General features: G+C 57.7%; 15 protein-coding genes. 5 read left to right on the top strand and 10 right to left on the bottom strand.

Annotation, left to right across the window (positions count from 1 at the left end; all coding sequences use genetic code 11):
* Positions 1-3: 3 nt before the first annotated feature.
* The 3 genes from tmaR to dacD all read right to left on the bottom strand — a co-directional run bounded on the left by tmaR (position 4) and on the right by dacD (position 2,974).
* Positions 4-330: a PTS system regulator TmaR gene (gene tmaR / locus CKF42_RS15835; protein WP_004571340.1), complete on the bottom strand. Its 327-nt coding sequence runs from the start codon at positions 328-330 to the stop codon at positions 4-6.
* Positions 331-490: 160 nt separating this feature from the next.
* Positions 491-1,549, bottom strand: a complete 1,059-nt coding sequence (locus CKF42_RS15830) for an FUSC family protein (RefSeq protein ID WP_058956660.1) — start codon at positions 1,547-1,549, stop codon at positions 491-493.
* A gap of 261 nt (positions 1,550-1,810) precedes the next feature.
* Positions 1,811-2,974, bottom strand: coding sequence for a serine-type D-Ala-D-Ala carboxypeptidase DacD (gene dacD, locus CKF42_RS15825; RefSeq protein ID WP_009089351.1), 1,164 nt, complete (start codon positions 2,972-2,974; stop codon positions 1,811-1,813).
* 341 nt (positions 2,975-3,315) lie between these two features.
* On the opposite strand from dacD, the gene sbcB reads away from it, so the two are divergent.
* Positions 3,316-4,743 (top strand): exodeoxyribonuclease I, encoded by a 1,428-nt coding sequence (sbcB, locus tag CKF42_RS15820; protein ID WP_111208602.1) that lies wholly within the window; start codon positions 3,316-3,318, stop codon positions 4,741-4,743.
* Positions 4,744-4,799: 56 nt separating this feature from the next.
* On the opposite strand, the gene CKF42_RS15815 is transcribed toward sbcB, so the two are convergent.
* The 5 genes from CKF42_RS15815 to ltnD all read right to left on the bottom strand — a co-directional run bounded on the left by CKF42_RS15815 (position 4,800) and on the right by ltnD (position 9,871).
* The gene (locus tag CKF42_RS15815) at positions 4,800-6,155 is read right to left on the bottom strand and encodes a GntP family transporter (RefSeq protein ID WP_111208601.1); all 1,356 of its coding nucleotides are present in this window, start codon (positions 6,153-6,155) and stop codon (positions 4,800-4,802) included.
* Between the two features lie 126 nt (positions 6,156-6,281).
* On the bottom strand, positions 6,282-7,067 hold the full coding sequence (locus CKF42_RS15810; protein WP_111208600.1) for an HPr family phosphocarrier protein: 786 nt from the start codon (positions 7,065-7,067) through the stop codon (positions 6,282-6,284).
* The gene (locus CKF42_RS15805) at positions 7,067-7,711 is read right to left on the bottom strand and encodes an aldolase (RefSeq protein WP_111208599.1); all 645 of its coding nucleotides are present in this window, start codon (positions 7,709-7,711) and stop codon (positions 7,067-7,069) included. The genes CKF42_RS15810 and CKF42_RS15805 overlap by 1 nt, the downstream gene beginning before the upstream one ends.
* Positions 7,704-8,966, bottom strand: coding sequence for a 3-oxo-tetronate kinase (gene otnK / locus CKF42_RS15800; RefSeq protein ID WP_111208620.1), 1,263 nt, complete (start codon positions 8,964-8,966; stop codon positions 7,704-7,706). Before otnK ends, CKF42_RS15805 begins: the two co-directional genes overlap by 8 nt.
* On the bottom strand, positions 8,966-9,871 hold the full coding sequence (ltnD, locus tag CKF42_RS15795) for an L-threonate dehydrogenase (protein WP_111208598.1): 906 nt from the start codon (positions 9,869-9,871) through the stop codon (positions 8,966-8,968). The genes otnK and ltnD overlap by 1 nt, the downstream gene beginning before the upstream one ends.
* 253 nt (positions 9,872-10,124) lie before the next feature.
* On the opposite strand from ltnD, the gene ygbI reads away from it, so the two are divergent.
* On the top strand, positions 10,125-10,886 hold the full coding sequence (gene ygbI / locus CKF42_RS15790; RefSeq protein ID WP_046102172.1) for a DNA-binding transcriptional repressor YgbI: 762 nt from the start codon (positions 10,125-10,127) through the stop codon (positions 10,884-10,886).
* Positions 10,887-10,936: 50 nt separating this feature from the next.
* Here the strand turns inward: ygbI and CKF42_RS15785 are convergent, their stop codons facing one another.
* Together CKF42_RS15785 and CKF42_RS15780 are read right to left on the bottom strand one after the other, a co-directional pair.
* On the bottom strand, positions 10,937-12,295 hold the full coding sequence (locus CKF42_RS15785) for an APC family permease (protein ID WP_009089331.1): 1,359 nt from the start codon (positions 12,293-12,295) through the stop codon (positions 10,937-10,939).
* A gap of 402 nt (positions 12,296-12,697) precedes the next feature.
* Positions 12,698-14,116 (bottom strand): glutamine synthetase family protein, encoded by a 1,419-nt coding sequence (locus CKF42_RS15780; RefSeq protein WP_181161925.1) that lies wholly within the window; start codon positions 14,114-14,116, stop codon positions 12,698-12,700.
* A 201-nt stretch (positions 14,117-14,317) separates the two neighbouring features.
* Here CKF42_RS15780 and puuD point away from each other — a divergent pair, with 201 nt between their 5' ends.
* From puuD to CKF42_RS15765, 3 genes are read left to right on the top strand one after another with little or no spacing between them, the layout of a single operon-like run.
* Positions 14,318-15,082 carry a gamma-glutamyl-gamma-aminobutyrate hydrolase gene (puuD, locus tag CKF42_RS15775; protein WP_111208597.1) on the top strand — a complete coding sequence of 255 codons (765 nt, stop codon included), beginning with the start codon at positions 14,318-14,320 and terminating at the stop codon, positions 15,080-15,082.
* Entirely contained in the window at positions 15,075-15,632 is a 558-nt protein-coding gene (puuR, locus tag CKF42_RS15770; protein WP_009089325.1) for an HTH-type transcriptional regulator PuuR, read from the top strand. Before puuD ends, puuR begins: the two co-directional genes overlap by 8 nt.
* A 19-nt stretch (positions 15,633-15,651) precedes the next feature.
* Positions 15,652-16,929: an FAD-binding oxidoreductase gene (locus CKF42_RS15765; RefSeq protein WP_111208596.1), complete on the top strand. Its 1,278-nt coding sequence runs from the start codon at positions 15,652-15,654 to the stop codon at positions 16,927-16,929.
* Positions 16,930-17,309 lie beyond the last annotated feature (380 nt).

The following is a 17,309-nucleotide window of genomic DNA, read 5'->3' as shown; positions in this document are numbered from 1 at the left end:
CTATCAGGCTTTAGGATGTTCACCCACGCCCATAGCTTTGATCTTTTTCGACAGCTCGCGACGCTCTTTCGAGAGGTCGGCGTTTTTGATGATGTACTCATCCACGCGATCTTCATAATCCACGCGCATGCTGGCAATGATCTCCTGAATAGCCTCAACGCTCATGCCCGGCTTGATGTATTCGCTCAGGTTGTCGAGCAGCAGAACGCGCTTCTGGTTGTCACGAATTTTCTTCTCGTTGTCGACAATTTCACGCTGCAGTTTGTTTTTGCGGCGGAACATACGCACGAACTCCAGTACGTCCTGAAATGACTGCTTGGCATTTTCCATGATGGCACCTTTCTTTAAGCCTGCTGACGCAGGGAGAGAGTCAAAACGATCAGCTTAGCGGCTAGCCCGCCAGGTAAGCAATTTTCACAGCTAAATTCAGACTGGCTCTTATCTTAGCGCAAAGAAACCCCGTTTCACATTAAGTCATTGTCTGAGGTGATTATTTGCGCAGCGCCATCCGCATCAGATCGGTCATCCGCTCCAGCTGTTTCGCCAGTTCCAGCGTCAGCCAGACGTAGCCGTAGATCGGCGTCTCCTCCAGCGCGTCGCTGCCCGCCTCCGCAATCAGACGCCGCAGTTCATCACTGATTTCGGTGAGTTCATGACTGTTGGCGACCACCTCTTCCGTTTCCCCCTCGATTGCCATGACGGAAAGCGCCCGCAGGGTGTTCTCGGTCATCTGCTGGGTGCGGCGTAAGGCGGGTGCGTTGAGCATAATCAGGTGGCTTTCACGCGACGCCCACCAGGCATTAATCTGCATCTCAATGGTGTAAACCATATTACGGTTAATGGTCTGAATGGCTTCAAGCACCGACTTCGGGATGCGCGTCTCTTTGCTGGACGGCTCCAGCAGCGACCGCATTTTGATGACGCTGCTCAGCAATTTGCCCAGCGGCTTGTTAAGGCGCGGCTTTTCGACCAGATTGGGTGAGAAACCGGCGTGGTAAATTTTTGCCATCTCCGCCAGCGTGTCAGAGAGCTGGATGCGCCAGTGGGTATAGGCGCGCTGCGCCCAGATAGCGGTGAACAGCAGCGCCATCAGCGACCCCAGAATCACATCCCCGCCGCGCCACAGCGCCATCGTGAAGTCACCGGTCGGTGCACCGACGACGACGCTGAGCGTAATCCCGATCAGCAACGCCATATAAGGGTGCTTGCCCAGCGTCAGGAAGCCACTGATGAACATGATCATGCCGCACCAGGCCAGCATCATCGGCATGGAGATCAGCTCCAGCTTCAGCGCAATCAGACCGGAAATCGAGCCGGCTACGGTGCCGCTGATGCGCTGCAGGGCGCGTGGAAAGACGTTTCCCCAGGTAGAGATGGGCCCCATCACCACCACCAGCGTAATCAGGGGCCAGGTGCCTTCAGGGATATGAGTGGCCCGGACAAAGATAAAGCAGAGCAAAAAGGCGATGGCAATGCGCACGCCATGGACGGCGCGATAGTGACGGTAAAACCAGAATTCCAGTTTTGAGATGGGTTTATCAGAACGCAAAGTGACTTTCCGGTTGCGGGATTATATTGTCGCTATCTTAACCCCGAACGGGGTTCAGGCTTAGCCTGCGCCCGCTATTTCCAGACCATTTTGACGTTATCTTACAAATATCAACATCCAGCTCACATTGCCGTCCGTAAATTAAAAACAATTTATTACTGCTCGTTAACCTTAACCGGCGCCGGATCAGACGGGAAGCGGCCCCCTTGTAAAAACGGGCAGCTCAGAGGCTGCCCGTTTCAGTGGTGAACCATTGACCGATCAGAACTTCTGTTTGAGATAGTCGGTCAGGCGGGTAATGACACCGGCGGGTTCAACCGCACTCAGCGCCACCAGCGGATAGTGGGCGATCTCCTGATCTTTATCCATCACCTGAATTTCACCAATCACCTCATTGGCTTTCAGCGGCGCCTCCAGATCTTTGCGGTCGATGACATATTTCGCTTTCACGTTCTGCACTTCACTGCGCGGCAGCGACAGATAGATATCCTCTGCAGTGCCGACCTCGACCTGATGTGGATTGCCGTACCAGACGTTTTCGCTGCCAATCTTCTTACCGGCGTGGAACAGCTGAACGGTATCGAAGGTGTTCTGGCCCCAGACCAGCAGTTTACGCGCCTGCTCTTCACGCCCTTTCGCGCTTTTCCCGCCCATCACGACAGCAATCAGGCGATGCTTACCCACCACGTTGGAGGCGATGATGTTAAACCCGGCCGTTTCCGTGTGGCCGGTTTTCAGCCCGTCGACATGGAGGTTATTGTCCCACAACAGACCATTACGGTTGTTCTGGGTGATGCCATTCCAGGTCAGGGTCTTCTCACTGTACATCGCGTAGAAGTCAGGCTCACCGTCAATAATCGCGCGGGAGAGTTTCGCCATATCCAGTGCGCTGGAGTACTGACCCGGCGCATCCAGACCGTGAACCGTTTCAAAATGGGTATTCTGCAGGCCGAGTTTCTCAACGTAGTGGTTCATCATGCCGACGAAATTCGCTTCGCTGCCTGCGACATAATCGGCCAGGGCCACACAGGCGTCATTCCCGGAATCAATGATGACCCCGCGGCTTAAATCCCGGACGCTCAGCTTATCGCCGGGCTTCAGGAACATCAGCGAGGAGCCTTTGAACACCGGATTTCCGGCCGCCCACGCATCTTTTCCCACCGTAACCATGTCGTCACGGCTGATTTTCTTCTGGTCAATGGCGCGGTCGACCACATAGCCGGTCATCAGTTTGGTCAGGCTGGCGGGATTGCGGCGCTCATCGGGATTACCGGCAGTCAGAACCTGCCCGGTCATGGCATCCATCAGCACCCAGGAAGCGGCATCAATCGCCGGCGGCGTCACAGGAAACGGGATCGCATCGGCCTGTGCCAGCGAGGCCCAAAAAACAGTAGCGGTAACGGTGAACAGCAGACGCCTTTTCAACACTTCATCCTTAATTACACGGGAGAGAAAATTTCTAAAACGAAACGGAAACAGCCGCACGTTTTACGGCAAAAGCGTTGTGAAGGTTTGAATAAATTGAAAAAAAGTATGAACCGGCGTGCCTCTGCGTTCTTGAGAAGAGCCCTTAACTTCAGGCGCGTAAGAATATGGTTTACCATAGAGACAGGCCCGGAACCGCTATAGCGGTTCGGTCACGCTGAATCATTAAGGCGTGTAACAGACAACCATCTTCACTCACCCTGCTGCGTGCAGAGGCGCAGAGAGCAGGTTTATCGCTTTCTGTTTTTTCACCCAGTGAACGCAATGAACGGATATGAAATTTGAAAAACGACCCCGGACAACCTACCTTCCTCTTTCACGATTACGAGACCTTCGGCACCAGCCCGTCGCGCGACCGGCCTGCTCAGTTTGCCGGGCTGCGCACTGACAGTGACTTTAATCCGGTGGGTGAACCCGAAGTCTTCTACTGCCGTCTGCCTGATGACTATCTGCCGCAGCCCGAAGCGGTGATGATTACCGGTATCACGCCTCAGGTGGCGATGACGCGCGGCGTGAATGAAGCGGAGTTTGCTGAACGTATCCATTCCCTGTTTACCACGGAACAAACCTGTGTGGTGGGCTACAACAACGTGCGCTTCGACGACGAAGTCACGCGCAATATCTTCTATCGCAACTTTTACGATCCCTATGGCTGGAGCTGGCAGAATGGCAATTCCCGCTGGGACCTGCTCGACGTGATGCGTGCCTGCTATGCGCTGCGGCCGGATGGCATCAACTGGCCAGAGAATGAGGAAGGCTTTCCCAGCTTCCGGCTGGAGCATCTGACCAAAGCCAACGGTGTGGCGCATGAAAATGCGCATGATGCGATGTCCGATGTGTACGCCACGCTGGCGATGGCGAAGCTGGTGAAAGAGAAACAGCCAAAGCTGTTTGAATTTTTGTTCACCCATCGTAACAAGAACAAGCTGATGACGCTGATCGATATCCCGCAGATGAAGCCGCTGGTGCATGTCTCAGGTATGTTCGGTGCCGCGCGAGGGAATACCAGCTGGATTGTGCCGCTGGCCTGGCATCCCGATAACCGGAATGCGCTGATCGTGGTGGATCTGGCGGGTGATATGTCACCGCTGCTGGAACTGGATGCCGCTGTACTGCGTGAGCGTCTCTATACGCCGAAAAACGATCTCGGCGATCTGCCCGCCGTGCCGGTTAAACTGGTGCATATCAATAAGTGTCCGGTTCTGGCCCCGGCCAGCACGCTGCGCCCGGAAGATGCTGCCCGGCTGGGCATCGATCGTCAGCACTGTCTGGCGAATCTGGCCCTGCTGCGCCAGCAGCCCGACGTGCGGGAGAAACTGGTGACGCTGTTTGCCGAAGCCGAGCCGTTTACGCCATCAGACGACGTGGACACGCAACTCTATGATGGCTTCTTCAGTGATGCGGATCGCGCGGGGATGAACATCATCCGCCAGACCGCCCCGGCGAATCTGCCTGCGCTGGACCTGACCTTCGAGAGTGCGCGGGTGACGAAACTGCTGTTCCGCTACCGGGCGCGTAACTTCCCCGGCACGCTGGATGATGCCGAGCAGCAGCGCTGGCTGCAGCATCGGCGTGAAGTGCTCAACAGCGATCGGGTGCAGGCGTTTATGCAGGAGCTGGAGTCGCTCGCCAGTCTGCATGAAGCCGATCCGGAAAAACTCGGACAGCTGAAAGCGCTCTATCTCTACGCGCAGGATCTGGTCTCCTGAATCCTGAATGCCGCCCGGCATCCTCAGCCGGGTCCGGCACCGGGCTGTGTCGTGGATTACAGCAGTGTCCACGCCAGCCAGGTCAGGGCAAAGCCGCTCAGCCCCATTAAGGTGGTCAGTACCGTCCAGGTGCGCAGACCGTCAGCCACTGACAGCCCAAGATAGCGCGTCACCACCCAGAAACCTGCGTCATTGACATGTGACAGTCCCAGCCCGCCAAAGCAGGCCGCCAGCGTCACCAGTACCCGCTGCATGTCCGATACGCCGGTCACCGCCTGCGTCAGCAATCCGCTGGTCGTCAGGATCGCCACGGTGGCGGAGCCCTGTGACGCACGCAGCGCCAGCGACAGGATAAACGCCGCAGGCACCAGCGGCAGATGCAGCGTCTCAAGCGTGACCGCCAGCGCTTTGCCGACGCCCGACTCCACCAGCACTTTGCCGAAAGCGCCACCGGCACCCGCCACCAGTATCACACTGGCGGAGGTGGGGATCGCCCGGCCGGTCAGGTCTTCCAGCTTATCTTTGCTCCAGCCACGGCGTACCCCCAGCAGCCAGGCCGCCAGCCCCAGAGCAATCAGCAGAGCAATGGGCGGGGTACCGATGACGGTCATCACGCTCCGCAGCAGATTGCCCTCATCCATCAGGGTGTGGGACAGCGTGCCCAGCACGATCAGGACAATCGGCACCACAATCAGCCCGCTGATGGTCAGCGCGCCAGGCGGTGCGGGTTCATTCTTCTTTTCCTGGCCCTCGGGTTTTGCCATCTGCAGCTGTTCGAGCACGTCCACTGACAGATGATAGTGGCGACGGTTCATCACCTTCGCCACGTAGTAGCCGATGATCCCGACCGGAATCGAAATGGCGATACCCAGCATCATCAGCCAGCCCATGTCGGTGTGCAGGATCCCCGCGGCGGCGGCGGCACCGGGATGGGTCGGCAGCGCCACGTGCACCGTCAGCATCACGCCCGCCATCGGCAGGCCAAACTTCAGGGGTGAGACCCGCGCCACTTTGGTAAATCCATAGATCAGCGGGATAACAATGATGAAGCCCACTTCAAAAAAGACCGGGATTCCGAGGATAAAAGCCGCCATGGTCAGGGCCGCCACGGTCCGTTTTAACCCCAGCGTTTTACTGAAACGCTGCGCCAGCGACTCGGCGCCCCCAGAGGCTTCGATGATCGCGCCGAGCATGGCACCGAGAACGATAATAATGGTGATGTGACCGAGCAGCCCGCCCATACCGGTAACAATCGTCTCCATGATTTTTTCGGCCGGGATGCCCGTGGCGATCGCCACCAGCAGACTGACAATTAACAGGGCGACAAACGGATGGACTTTAGCTTTGATCACCAGCAGCAGCAGGATCACAATGCTGGCGGTCGCTATCGCTAACAGCAGTGCGGTGGACATAGTAAGCCTCAGAAATGTTTATATTTTTTAGGTTATCGGGGTACAGGGAGAGCAGGTGCAGGGCCGGAAAAAGGGCAAGCCGCTCCCTGCCGGTGCCGGAACACCGGTTTTTTACAGCGCGTTAAATCAGGCTTTTATCTTCCAGGGCGCAAACCAGCCCAGCCCCTCGGTAGTGCGACCGCGCGGGATATACTCGCAGCCCACCCAGCCGCTATAGCCGACTTTATCCAGCAGCGAGAAGAGATACGGATAATAGATTTCACCCTCATCCGGCTCATGACGGTCCGGTGCTGAGGCAATCTGCACGTGGGCATAGCGCCCGGCATAGTGACGAATCAGGTGCGTGAGATTGCCATCCACACGTTGTGCGTGGAAAAGGTCGAGCTGAGTAAAGACATTAGGGCGATCGATCTGTTCTGCCATCTCCAGCGTCTGATACTGGCTGGCGTAGAGATAACCCGGTTTGGTGGTCGGATTCAGGGCTTCAATCAGCAGATTGATGCCGTGCGGCGCGAAGCGCTCCGCGGCATAACGCATGTTGTGAATGAAGGTGTCGGCATAGCGCTGACGGTCAGCACCCGGCGGCACGGTGGCCGCCATGACATGCACCTGCGGGCAGTTCAGCGCCAGCGCATAGCTCAGGGCGCGATCGATGTCTGCCCTGGCATCCGCTTCCCGGCCAGGAATGGCGGTGACGCCCCACTCACCCGCTGCGACGTTGCCGGGGGCGGTATTAAAGAGCACGAGCTGTAGCTGATGCTCATCCAGCCACGTTTTGATCTGGCTGGCGGGATAGTCATAGGGAAACATAAACTCTACGGCGCGGAAGCCCGCATCAGCCGCCGCCGCGAAGCGCTCCGCGAACGGCAGTTCCGTAAACAGGGTGGTCAGGTTAGCAGCAAACTTTGGCATTATCGGCTCCTTAATTCCGCCACTTCGGCAGCATTGAGATAACGAATGGGCCGGTCACCCAGCGTAAAGATTAACCGGGCCGTTTCTTCCAGTTCTTCTGTGTTATCGGCGGCTTCCTGCAGTGATTTTCCCACCACTACCGGGCCATGATTCGCCAGCAAAAAGGCGCGATAGCGGGGGGCCAGCCGCGCCAGATCCTCCGCCAGTCGCCCATCGCCGGGCTTATAGTAGGGCACGACCGGCACATCCCCGACACGCATCACCACATAGGGGGTGAACGGCCGGATACAGTTGTCCGTGTCCAGCCCCTGCAGACAGGAGAGCGCCGTCAGGTAGTGGCTGTGCAGATGCACCACCGCCCGGCAGTCGGAATTATTCAGGTAGAGCGCGCGGTGGAAAGCGATCTCTTTGGAGGGTTTGTCGCCAGAGAGCCACTCCCCCTCCGGCGTCACTTTTGCCAGCCGATCAGCCTGTAACTCGCCGAGGCACGAGCCGGTCGGCGTCGCCAGCAGATTACCGTCTTCAAGCAGCAGGGAGAGGTTGCCCGCCGAACCGGTGGCATAGCCGCGCTGAAAAAATGAGGCCCCCAGCCGCACCATCTCATCACGCGCCTGCTGCTCAGTTAAAGAGAAAGATTCAGTCATAGGTAAACTCCGTTTGCGCGCGGCGGAAAAAGTCTTCGTCGCCAAAATTCCCCGACTTCAGTGCCAGAGAGAGCGGCTGGTGGATATCACGCACCCAGGGCACGCCCGGCGAAATTGTCGGGCCGATGTGAAAGGCGGTCACGCCCAGGCTCTGCGCGACCACACCGGAGGTTTCTCCCCCGGCCACAATAAAGCGCTGCCAGCCGCGCCGTTTCAGCTCCCGCGTCACGGCGGCAAACAGCTGCTCAACGGCCTCACTGCTGCGCTGCGCACCATAGCGCTGCTGGATCGCCTGCAGCTGCTGTGCGTCGGTGGTGGCATAAAGCAGCGGAGCCAGAGAGTGCTGGCTGTTGGCTTCTGTCCAGTCACAGAGCTGGCGGGCATACTCATCCACACTCTGCAGGCAGGCTTCGACCTGCACTTCGCAGGCCGGTGCCTGCTGGCGATAGAGGCTGACCTGCCGGCAGGTCATCTGCGAACAGGAGCCGGACAGCACCACGGCGCGCCCACCCTGCGGACGCCCTGCCTGCTCTGCCTGAGCATCCGCCCCGGCTCTCGCCCACTGCCGCGCCAGACCGATAGCCAGCCCGGAACCGCCGGTCACCAGCCGCAGATCGCTGAGGGCCGCGCCCAGCGTCAGCAGATGCTGGTGATGCAGCGTGTCGATCACCACGTAGCTGACGCCCTGCTCTGCCAGCTGATGCATCGCCTGCCGGACGGAGTCGGCGCCCTGGTCGACCTGTGCGGCCGCGATCAGTCCGGCTTTGCCCGTCGCCTGTGACGTCATCAGACGCAGCAGGTTGCTCTCGCGCATGGGCGTAACCGGATGATGGCGCATCCCCGACTCCGACAGCAGCTGGTCACCAACAAACAGATGGCCCTGATAGACCGTGCGGCCATTGACCGGCAGAGCCGGACAGATAACGGTCTGCGTCTCACCCAGCGCCTTCATCAGGGCTTCGGTCACCGGACCAATATTGCCCTGGGCGGTGCTGTCGAAGGTGGAGCAATATTTAAAATAGAAGCGCTGGCAGCCCTGCTGCTGTAACCATGCCAGCGCAGCCAGCGACTGAGCAACCGCCTGCTCTGCCGGACAGGAGCGACTCTTCAGGCTGATCACCATCGCCTGGGCATCGGTGGCGATTTCACCGCCGGGAATGCCGTTGAACTGAATGGTGCTCAGCCCGTTCTGCACCAGAAAGCTGGCGATGTCGGTGGCACCGGTAAAATCATCTGCGATTACACCAAGACGCATCATCCCTCCTCCTTCGCCTGCGGCAGCGTTATGCCGCTGAAGATCTTGATCACGGCGCTGTCATCCTCACGACCATAACCGGCGTTGCTGGCTTCGGTGAACATAGTAAGCGCGGTGGAGGCCAGCGGCAGCGGAAAATGCAGTGCTTTGGCGGTGTCGGCCACCAGGTTAAGATCTTTCACAAAGATATCGACAGCCGATTTCGGGCTGTAGTCACCGTCTACCACATGCTTCATACGGTTCTCGAACATCCATGAATTACCCGCAGCGTTGGTGACCACTTCATACATCGTTTCCAGCGGAATGCCTGCCCGTGCCGCCAGCGCCATCGCTTCTGCCCCCACCGCGATGTGAACGCCCGCCAGCAGCTGATGGATGATTTTGACGGTGGAGCCCGCCCCGATCTCACTGCCCACGCGATAGACTTTGGCCGCGACCGCATCCAGTACCGGTTGCAGCTGGCTAAACGCCGCCTCACTGCCGGACGCCATGACCGTCATCTCACCGCTGGCCGCTTTGGCAGCCCCGCCGGAGACCGGTGCATCGAGCATCAGCAGCTGATATTGCGCCAGCTGCTGCTCAATCTGCTGCGCGTCGCTGGCTGACAGCGTGGATGAGACCATCACCACGGTCCCCGGACGCAGCTTTGCCGCCAGGCCATTTTCACCAAACAGAACCGCGTTCACCTGCTGTGCATTGACCACCAGCAGCAAAACAGCATCGAGCTGGTCAGCAAAGGCAGATGCCGAGGGCTGCGCATCGCGCGCACCTGCCCGTCGCAACGTCTCAAGTGCGGCCGGATTTAAATCGACGCCCCAGGTGTTGAGACCGGCGCGCAGGCAGGATTGTGCAGCCCCCATGCCCATGGATCCTAACCCGATAACACAGATGTTCTTCGCTGGCACGTTACGCCCCCTGTTAAATTAAGTGATTATTTGTTTGTTACTGTTAATCGTGCCAGCATCCGGCGGCTGAAAATGTGTCACGTCTCACAAAAAACATCACAGCTTCGTCAGAGAACAATTTTTAACACGGTCGGGCTTCCGTGTTCTGTCTGGGAATCTGAACATACTCTCAGCCCTGACCCTGTGATTATCTGTTCTGATAAACCATGAAATACTCTACAATGTGAAAAAATGGTAAATAGCAGGAGCAGGTATGATTCCGGTTGAACGTCATCAACAGATCCTTGCCTTGGTGGCCGATCGTGGTGTGGTGAGCATCGCCGAGCTGACGGAGCGGCTGGGGGTCTCACACATGACGATACGTCGTGATGTGCAGAAACTGGAGGAACAGGGTGCGGTGCTGTCAGTCTCCGGCGGCGTACGCACTGCCGATCGGCTGGCGGCTGAGCCTTCACATCTCACCAAAAGTACCCTCTTTAACGATGAGAAATATGCGATTGGCCGCGCCGCCGCCCGGCACATTCCCCGCAATAGCTGCATCTATCTGGATGCCGGCACCACCATGCTGGCCCTGGCGAGAGAGGTAGTGGATCGTGATGATTTACTGGTGGTGACCAACGATTTCATGGTCGCGAATCTGTTAATGGAGGGCAGTCAGTGCAGAGTGATCCACACCGGCGGAACGGTCTGCCGGGAAAACCGCTCCTGCGTCGGCGAATCGGCAGCAAGAAGCCTGCGTCATCTGGCGATTGATATCGCGTTTATCTCCGCCTCCTGCTGGGGACCGCGAGGCCTGTTTACGCCCGATGAAGATAAGGTCACCGTGAAGCAGGCGGTCAGCGAGGTGAGCAGTAAGCGCGTGCTGCTCAGTGACAGTTCGAAGTACAGCCGGATAGCGACGTTTCTGGCGTTGCCGCTGGAGAGGTTTGATCAGATCATTACCGACAAAAAGTTGAGTGAAGCGGCGCTGGAACAGTTAAATGCGGGGAGCTGGGAGCTGGTACTGGCAGGTTAGGTTATTGCCGCCTTCCCGGAAGAGCCGGAAAGGCGGCAACGCCGTCGCGATTAAATCTCTTCGCTGAACTGCGGCACCGGATTACGGAAGCTGCGGGTCACGAAGGCCAGGTAGATAATCCCGATGGCGGCCCAGATCAGGCCCAGCACCATAGAACTCTCTTCCAGGTTCACCCACAGCGCACCGACCGTCAGCGCACCGAGCAGCGGCAGCAGCAGATACTGAACGTGATCTTTCAGCGTGCGGTTACGCTTCTCACGGATCCAGAACTGCGCGATCACCGACAGGTTCACAAAGGTAAACGCCACCAGCGCACCGAAGTTGATCAGCGCCGTCGCCGTGACCAGGTCGAAGTTAATCGCCATCAGCGCAATCGCGCCCACCAGCAGCACGTTGAGCGACGGGGTACGCCATTTTGGATGGATGTAACCGAAGAAACGCTCCGGGAACACGCCATCACGACCCATGACATACATCAGGCGCGAAACGCCCGCATGCGCCGCCATACCGGATGCCAGCACCGTGACCACCGAGAAGATCAGGATGCCGACCTGCAGCGCTTTACCCGCGACGAACAGCATGATTTCAGGCTGTGACGAGTCCGGGTCCTGGAAACGGCTGATGTCCGGGAAGTAGAGCTGCAGGAAATAGGATGCCGCGATAAAGATCACACCACCGATCAGCGCCGTCAGGAAAATCGCGCGCGGGATGGTGCGTTCTGCATCTTTGGTCTCTTCCGACAGCGAACTGATGCCGTCAAAGCCGAGGAATGAGAAGCAGAGGATCGTCGCACCGGTAATCATCGGCACCACATGCGCATTCTCAGACCAGAACGGTCTGCTGCTCACCAGCGTGCCTGAACCCACGCCGCTTGCCACACCGTAGATCACCATACCGGTGATACCGAGCATAACAACAACCTGCAGCACCACAATGACGCTGTTGAAGTTGGCGACCGTTTTGATGCCCTTGAGGTTAGAGAGCGTCATGAAACCGACCAGCAGTACCACAAAAATCCACGACGGGATGCCGGGCACCAGCGACTCAAAGTAGTTTTTTGCCAGCAGGATGTTGATCATCGGCATGAACAGGTAGTCCAGCAGGGATGACCAGCCAACCATAAAGCCGACGTGCGGACTGATTGCCTTCTGAGCGTAGGTATAAGCGGAGCCCGCAGAGGGGAAGCGGCGTACCAGCTTACCGTAGCTCACGGCAGTGAACAGAATCGCAATCAGCGCGAAAGCATAAGCAGTGGCAACGTGACCATCGGTCAGACCAGAAACAATACCAAAGGTATCGAACAGGGTCATAGGCTGCATGTAGGCTAAGCCCATCATGACGACCGGGAGTAACGTTAGCGTTTTTTTGAGTTGCGCACGCTGCGGTGCGGCGGAGGTATTAAGCGACATGCTTCAGTCCCCCATGTGCGACAACCTGGCTGGGCTGGGTCACAGGGCAACTGCGCATTAAGCGACAGGGAGTAGGGTTAGCGGTTAACGCGGCGCCGTAATCATCACGAAAACGCGTGCCAGCATTGACTGGCAGTGTGGTAAACATCCCCATCTTTGTAATCCTCAATCTCACGCGTGTGCGTGTTTTCAGTGTTTATCTATCCGGGTGCGTGCCCGGCCTCGGTTAAGTCAGCAAAAATGCTCTGTTAAAACTGAATGCAAAAAAATAACCGGCGCTTAAAGCGTCGGTTATCGTCTGATTTTGCAGGCCGCGTATTCTGCCCAACCACGGGCAGAAATTCAAGCCGTCGGGGCATCATAAGCAAAAAAAGCAATTCAGATTAGCGATTAACGCCCCGGTCAGGCATTTTTCAGCATCCAGTCAATTTCCGTGGCGGTGATCAGCCGTTCAAACTGCATCAGCTCATGGTGTTTGCAGCTGTGCCAGACGCTGGCAAAGCGTTCGCCGAGTAACTTCTGCAGCGGATAGCTGCTGTCAAATTCATACAGGGCATCGCTCTGCCGGATCGGCAGGGCCAGGCCTTCCGCATGATGCCCGTTGCCGGTCACCGGCTGCGGCAGCGGCAGTTGCGTATCCAGTCCGTGCAGCATACCGGCAAGAATAGCAGAAACCACCAGATAGGGGTTGGCATCCGCCCCCGCCACCCGATACTCAATGCGATGGTTATCGATATCTCCGCACGGCACACGCAGCGCGACGGTGCGATTGTTATGGCCCCAAGAGGCCTGTAACGGCACATACGCATCCGGCACAAAGCGGCGATAGGCATTCACGTTGGGCGCCAGCAGTGCCATCGACGCCGGCATCAGGTCGATCATGCCAGCCAGCGCCCGCTTCATCAGCGGCGAATCACTGCCGTCGTCACAGGCGAAGGCGTTATGATCGGCGGCATCCAGCATGCTGATGTGCACATGCATCCCGCTGCCCGCGTACTCTTCATAGGGCTTAGCCATAAAGGTGGCGGTCATACCGTGGTTCTCCGCCACCTGCCGGATCAGCCGCTTAAGCTGCACCGCATGGTCGCAGGCGCGCAGCACGTCGCGGGTATGATGCAGGTTGATTTCAAACTGTCCGGGCGAGGCTTCCGCCAGTGCGCCATCGGCCGGTATCCCCTGCTGACGCGCCAGATCGTCAATATCACGCAGCACATCCGCAAAGTGGTCGAGATTATCGACCGAATAAACCTGGCTCTGCATGTTGCGTTCATCACTGCCCGGCGCACAGGGCGGCTGGATGAACCCTTCAGCATCGCGCTTTTTGTCAACCAGATAGAACTCCAGCTCTACCGCTACCACCGGAAAAAGGCCTCGGTTGCGCAGCTGTTGCCACAGCCGGTTGAGGACATTTCGGGGTTCAACGTCAAAGGGAGTACCATCTTGGTTGCACATGGTTAACAGCAGCTGCGCAATGTGTTGAGGATCGGAGGCGGAGGGAACTAAGGTGCCGCTGACCGGCAGGCAGAGATTGTCGGGTTCGCCCAGTGACTGGCCAAGTCCCGCTTCTTCCACCGTATTGCCGAGGATATCCATGGCGAATACCGAGGCGGGGAAATAACACCCTTTTTCCAGCTTGGGCAGCGCGGAGACCGGAATGCGCTTGCCGCGAAACACACCATTTAAATCATTTAACAGGATGTCGACATACTGCGTTTCAGGATGGCGCTCCAGCCAGGTTTTCACCTCAAGCTGGAACGCGCTGGTTCGTTTCTCTTCACTGTGAAGCGTGAAGTCTTCCACTTCTACCAGGTTAGTCATGATCTCACCCGCCCCTATAAGGTTTGCGTAATGCTCAAAATAACGGCCACACCACTAACATAGCGCCAACATAAAAAGTGTGCAAATGTAACAAATCTGTTTGAAGAACAAACAGCAGATTGCTAGATTGAAAAAATATTGAACACTTAACCGCCAGACGTGCCCTTTCGGTAGATATTTCGAACAGCGAAGCGAGGACGTGAGATGGGCATTATTTTTGACAAGCCGTTGATTGGCGTAGTGATGTGCCAGAAGGATACCGGCGGTCATCCGACTCAGACGGTGCATAACAAATATTGCGATGCACTCGTTCAGGCAGGAGGCGTACCGCTCGCCCTGCCCCACAGTCTGATTAACGCCCCTCATCTATTAGAAAACGCTATGGCTGTGCTGGATGGTCTGCTGCTGACCGGCAGTCCCAGCAATATCGAACCCTGGCACTATGGCGAGGCCGGTGAGGAGCCGCACGCCGATCCGGTTCGTGACCGCCTCGCCTTTCAGCTGATCACCTGGGCCACCAGCAACAAAATGCCGATGTTTGGCATCTGCCGGGGAATGCAGGAGCTGGTGGTGGCGAATGGCGGCAGCCTGTGGCGGGATCTCAGCGCCCGGCCTGACGTTCAGCGTCATCATGAAGATGAGACGCGCCCCCTGGCTGAGCAGTATGCGCCGGTGCATCAGGTGACCGTCGAACCGGACGGCGTGCTGGCGACGCTGTTTGCCGACAGCACCCTGGAGGTCAATTCTCTGCATCATCAGGGCATCCGCGAGCCGGGACCGCAGCTGCGCATCGAAGCACGCGCAGCCGATGGTCTGGTCGAAGCCGTGAGCCTGCGTCATCACCCTTTCGCCCTGGCGGTGCAGTGGCATCCCGAGTGGCAGCCGGAAACGACGCCGGGATCGCACGCGCTGTTCAGCGGATTTATTCAGGCTGCCATTGATTATCACAGGGGAAAAGACGATGAGTGATGCCACGCTGGCACCGGGACGGCGGCTGGCGGAGATCCGGCAGACGCTGGGGCTGTCGCAGCGCCGCGTGGCTGAGCTGGCCGGATTGACCCACAGCGCAATCAGCACCATCGAACAGGATAAGGTCAGCCCGGCGGTCAGCACCCTGCAGAAACTGCTGAAGGTCTATGGTCTCTCCCTGTCGGAGTTTTTCTCCGATCCCAGGCCGGATGCAGAGCCGAAAATTATCGTCCGGCCCGGCGAACTGCTGGAGATTGGCAGTCAGGGGGTCTCGCTGAAACTGATCGACAACGGTAAAGCCCAGCGATCGCTCGGGATGCTGCTGGAAACTTACCAGCCCGGTGCCAGTACCGGTGAGAAGCTGCGTCATCCTGGTGAAGAGACCGGTACGCTGCTGGAGGGGGAAATTATCCTGATGATCAACGGGCAGCGCTTTCATCTCTCCGCCGGAGAGAGTTATGTGATTGATACCGGCTTACCGCACAGCTTTACCAACAGTGCCGATATCCCCTGTCGCATCGTCAGTGCCCACACGCCCGCTAACTTTTAGGCGCATTCAGGAGGTTGTTATGAATTATGTGGAGAGTTATTACGCGGCAACTGCCAATGCCCATGAACCCTGGCCGACGTTACAGGAGAGCATCCAGTGCGACGTCTGCATTATTGGCGGCGGCTTTACCGGCCTCTCTGCGGCGCTGCATCTGACCGAAGTTGGCTATGACGTGGTCGTGCTAGAAGCCGCACGCATCGGCTTTGGTGCCAGCGGACGTAACGGCGGCCAGGTGGTCAACTCCTACAGCCGCGACGTGGATGTGATTGAGCAGCGCTACGGCAAAGAGAGCGCCCGCATGCTGGGCAGCATGATGTTTGAAGGCGCAGCGATCATCCGCGATCGCATTGATCGTTACGCGATTGACTGCGATTACCGGCCCGGCGGCATCTTTGCCGCCCTGAACGCACGCCAGATGGCACATCTGCAGAAACAGAAAACCCTGTGGCAGCAGTATGGCAATCACGATCTGGAGCTGCTCGATGAACGGGGGATCCGCCGCGAAGTGGCGACCGAACGTTATGTCGGCGGGCTGCTGGACCGGCGCGGCGGCCATCTGCATCCCCTGAACCTGGCGCTGGGCGAAGCGGAAGCGATACGGCGACATGGCGGACGTATCTACGAACAGTCTGCGGCCCTGAAGGTGATTTATGGCTCACCGAATCGGGTAAAAACCGCCCAGGGTGAGGTCAGCGCCACCTTTGTCATCTTCGCCGGTAATGCCTATCTCTCGCCGCAGCTTGAGCCGCGACTGAGCAGGAAAAGCATGCCGTGTGGTTCACAGATTGTGGTTACCGAGCCGCTTTCACCCGATCAGGCGTTGTCGCTGCTGCCTAACAACTACTGCGTGGAAGATTGTAACTACCTGCTGGATTATTTTCGTCTGACCGCGGATAACCGGCTGCTCTATGGCGGCGGCGTGGTCTATGGGGCACGGGAACCGGCAGATATTGAAGCGTTGATCCGCCCCAAACTGCGCCGCACCTTCCCCCAGTTGCAGAACGTCAGGCTGGACTTTAGCTGGAGCGGCAATTTCCTGCTGACGCTCTCGCGCATGCCGCAGTTTGGCCGGCTGGAGAACAATGTTTATTTCATGCAGGGTGACAGCGGTCATGGCGTGACCTGCACCCATCTCTCCGGCAAGCTGATCAGTGAAGTTTTACGCGGCGATGCTGAGCGTTTTGACGCCTTTGCCCGCCTGCCGCATCTGCCCTTTCCCGGCGGCAGACGCTTTAAGGTGCCGCTGACGGCGATGGGCGCGGTGTGGTATGCGCTGCGGGATCGGCTGGGGGTATAAGGTAATTTGTTGCCCCACCCTCACTAAGACCTAATCATGCGGTGTTGCTATTGATACCTGGATATTTAAACGCCCGGAGAGGCAGGAAATGTGTAACGCAGAGTAGATTGCCCCACTGAATCAAATACGCTTTGCGCGCAGTTTCACTTACGGCCAGGCGTGACTGAGTCGCCAGGCGTTAATTTTTCACATGAACGTGCCTGGATGTTTTTCAACCGGTAGCAGGCTCATCTTTTTTTCTGCTTAAGCGGAATACCTATTGCATGCCTGAAAAGCGCAGTCTTCGCACATCCAAATCCTGCTCCAGATGCACATAACCCCTCTCTGCATGAACTGGGAAAATGGCCTTAACAATTTCTTGATCCTGGCGCTGCCAGGTG

Origin of the sequence: Pantoea sp. ARC270, assembly GCF_003236725.1 — a bacterium.
GTDB classification, from domain to species: Bacteria; Pseudomonadota; Gammaproteobacteria; order Enterobacterales; family Enterobacteriaceae; genus Pantoea; species Pantoea anthophila.
Note: the sequence above shows the minus strand (reverse complement) of the source record. Positions and strands in the feature narration are given on the sequence as shown.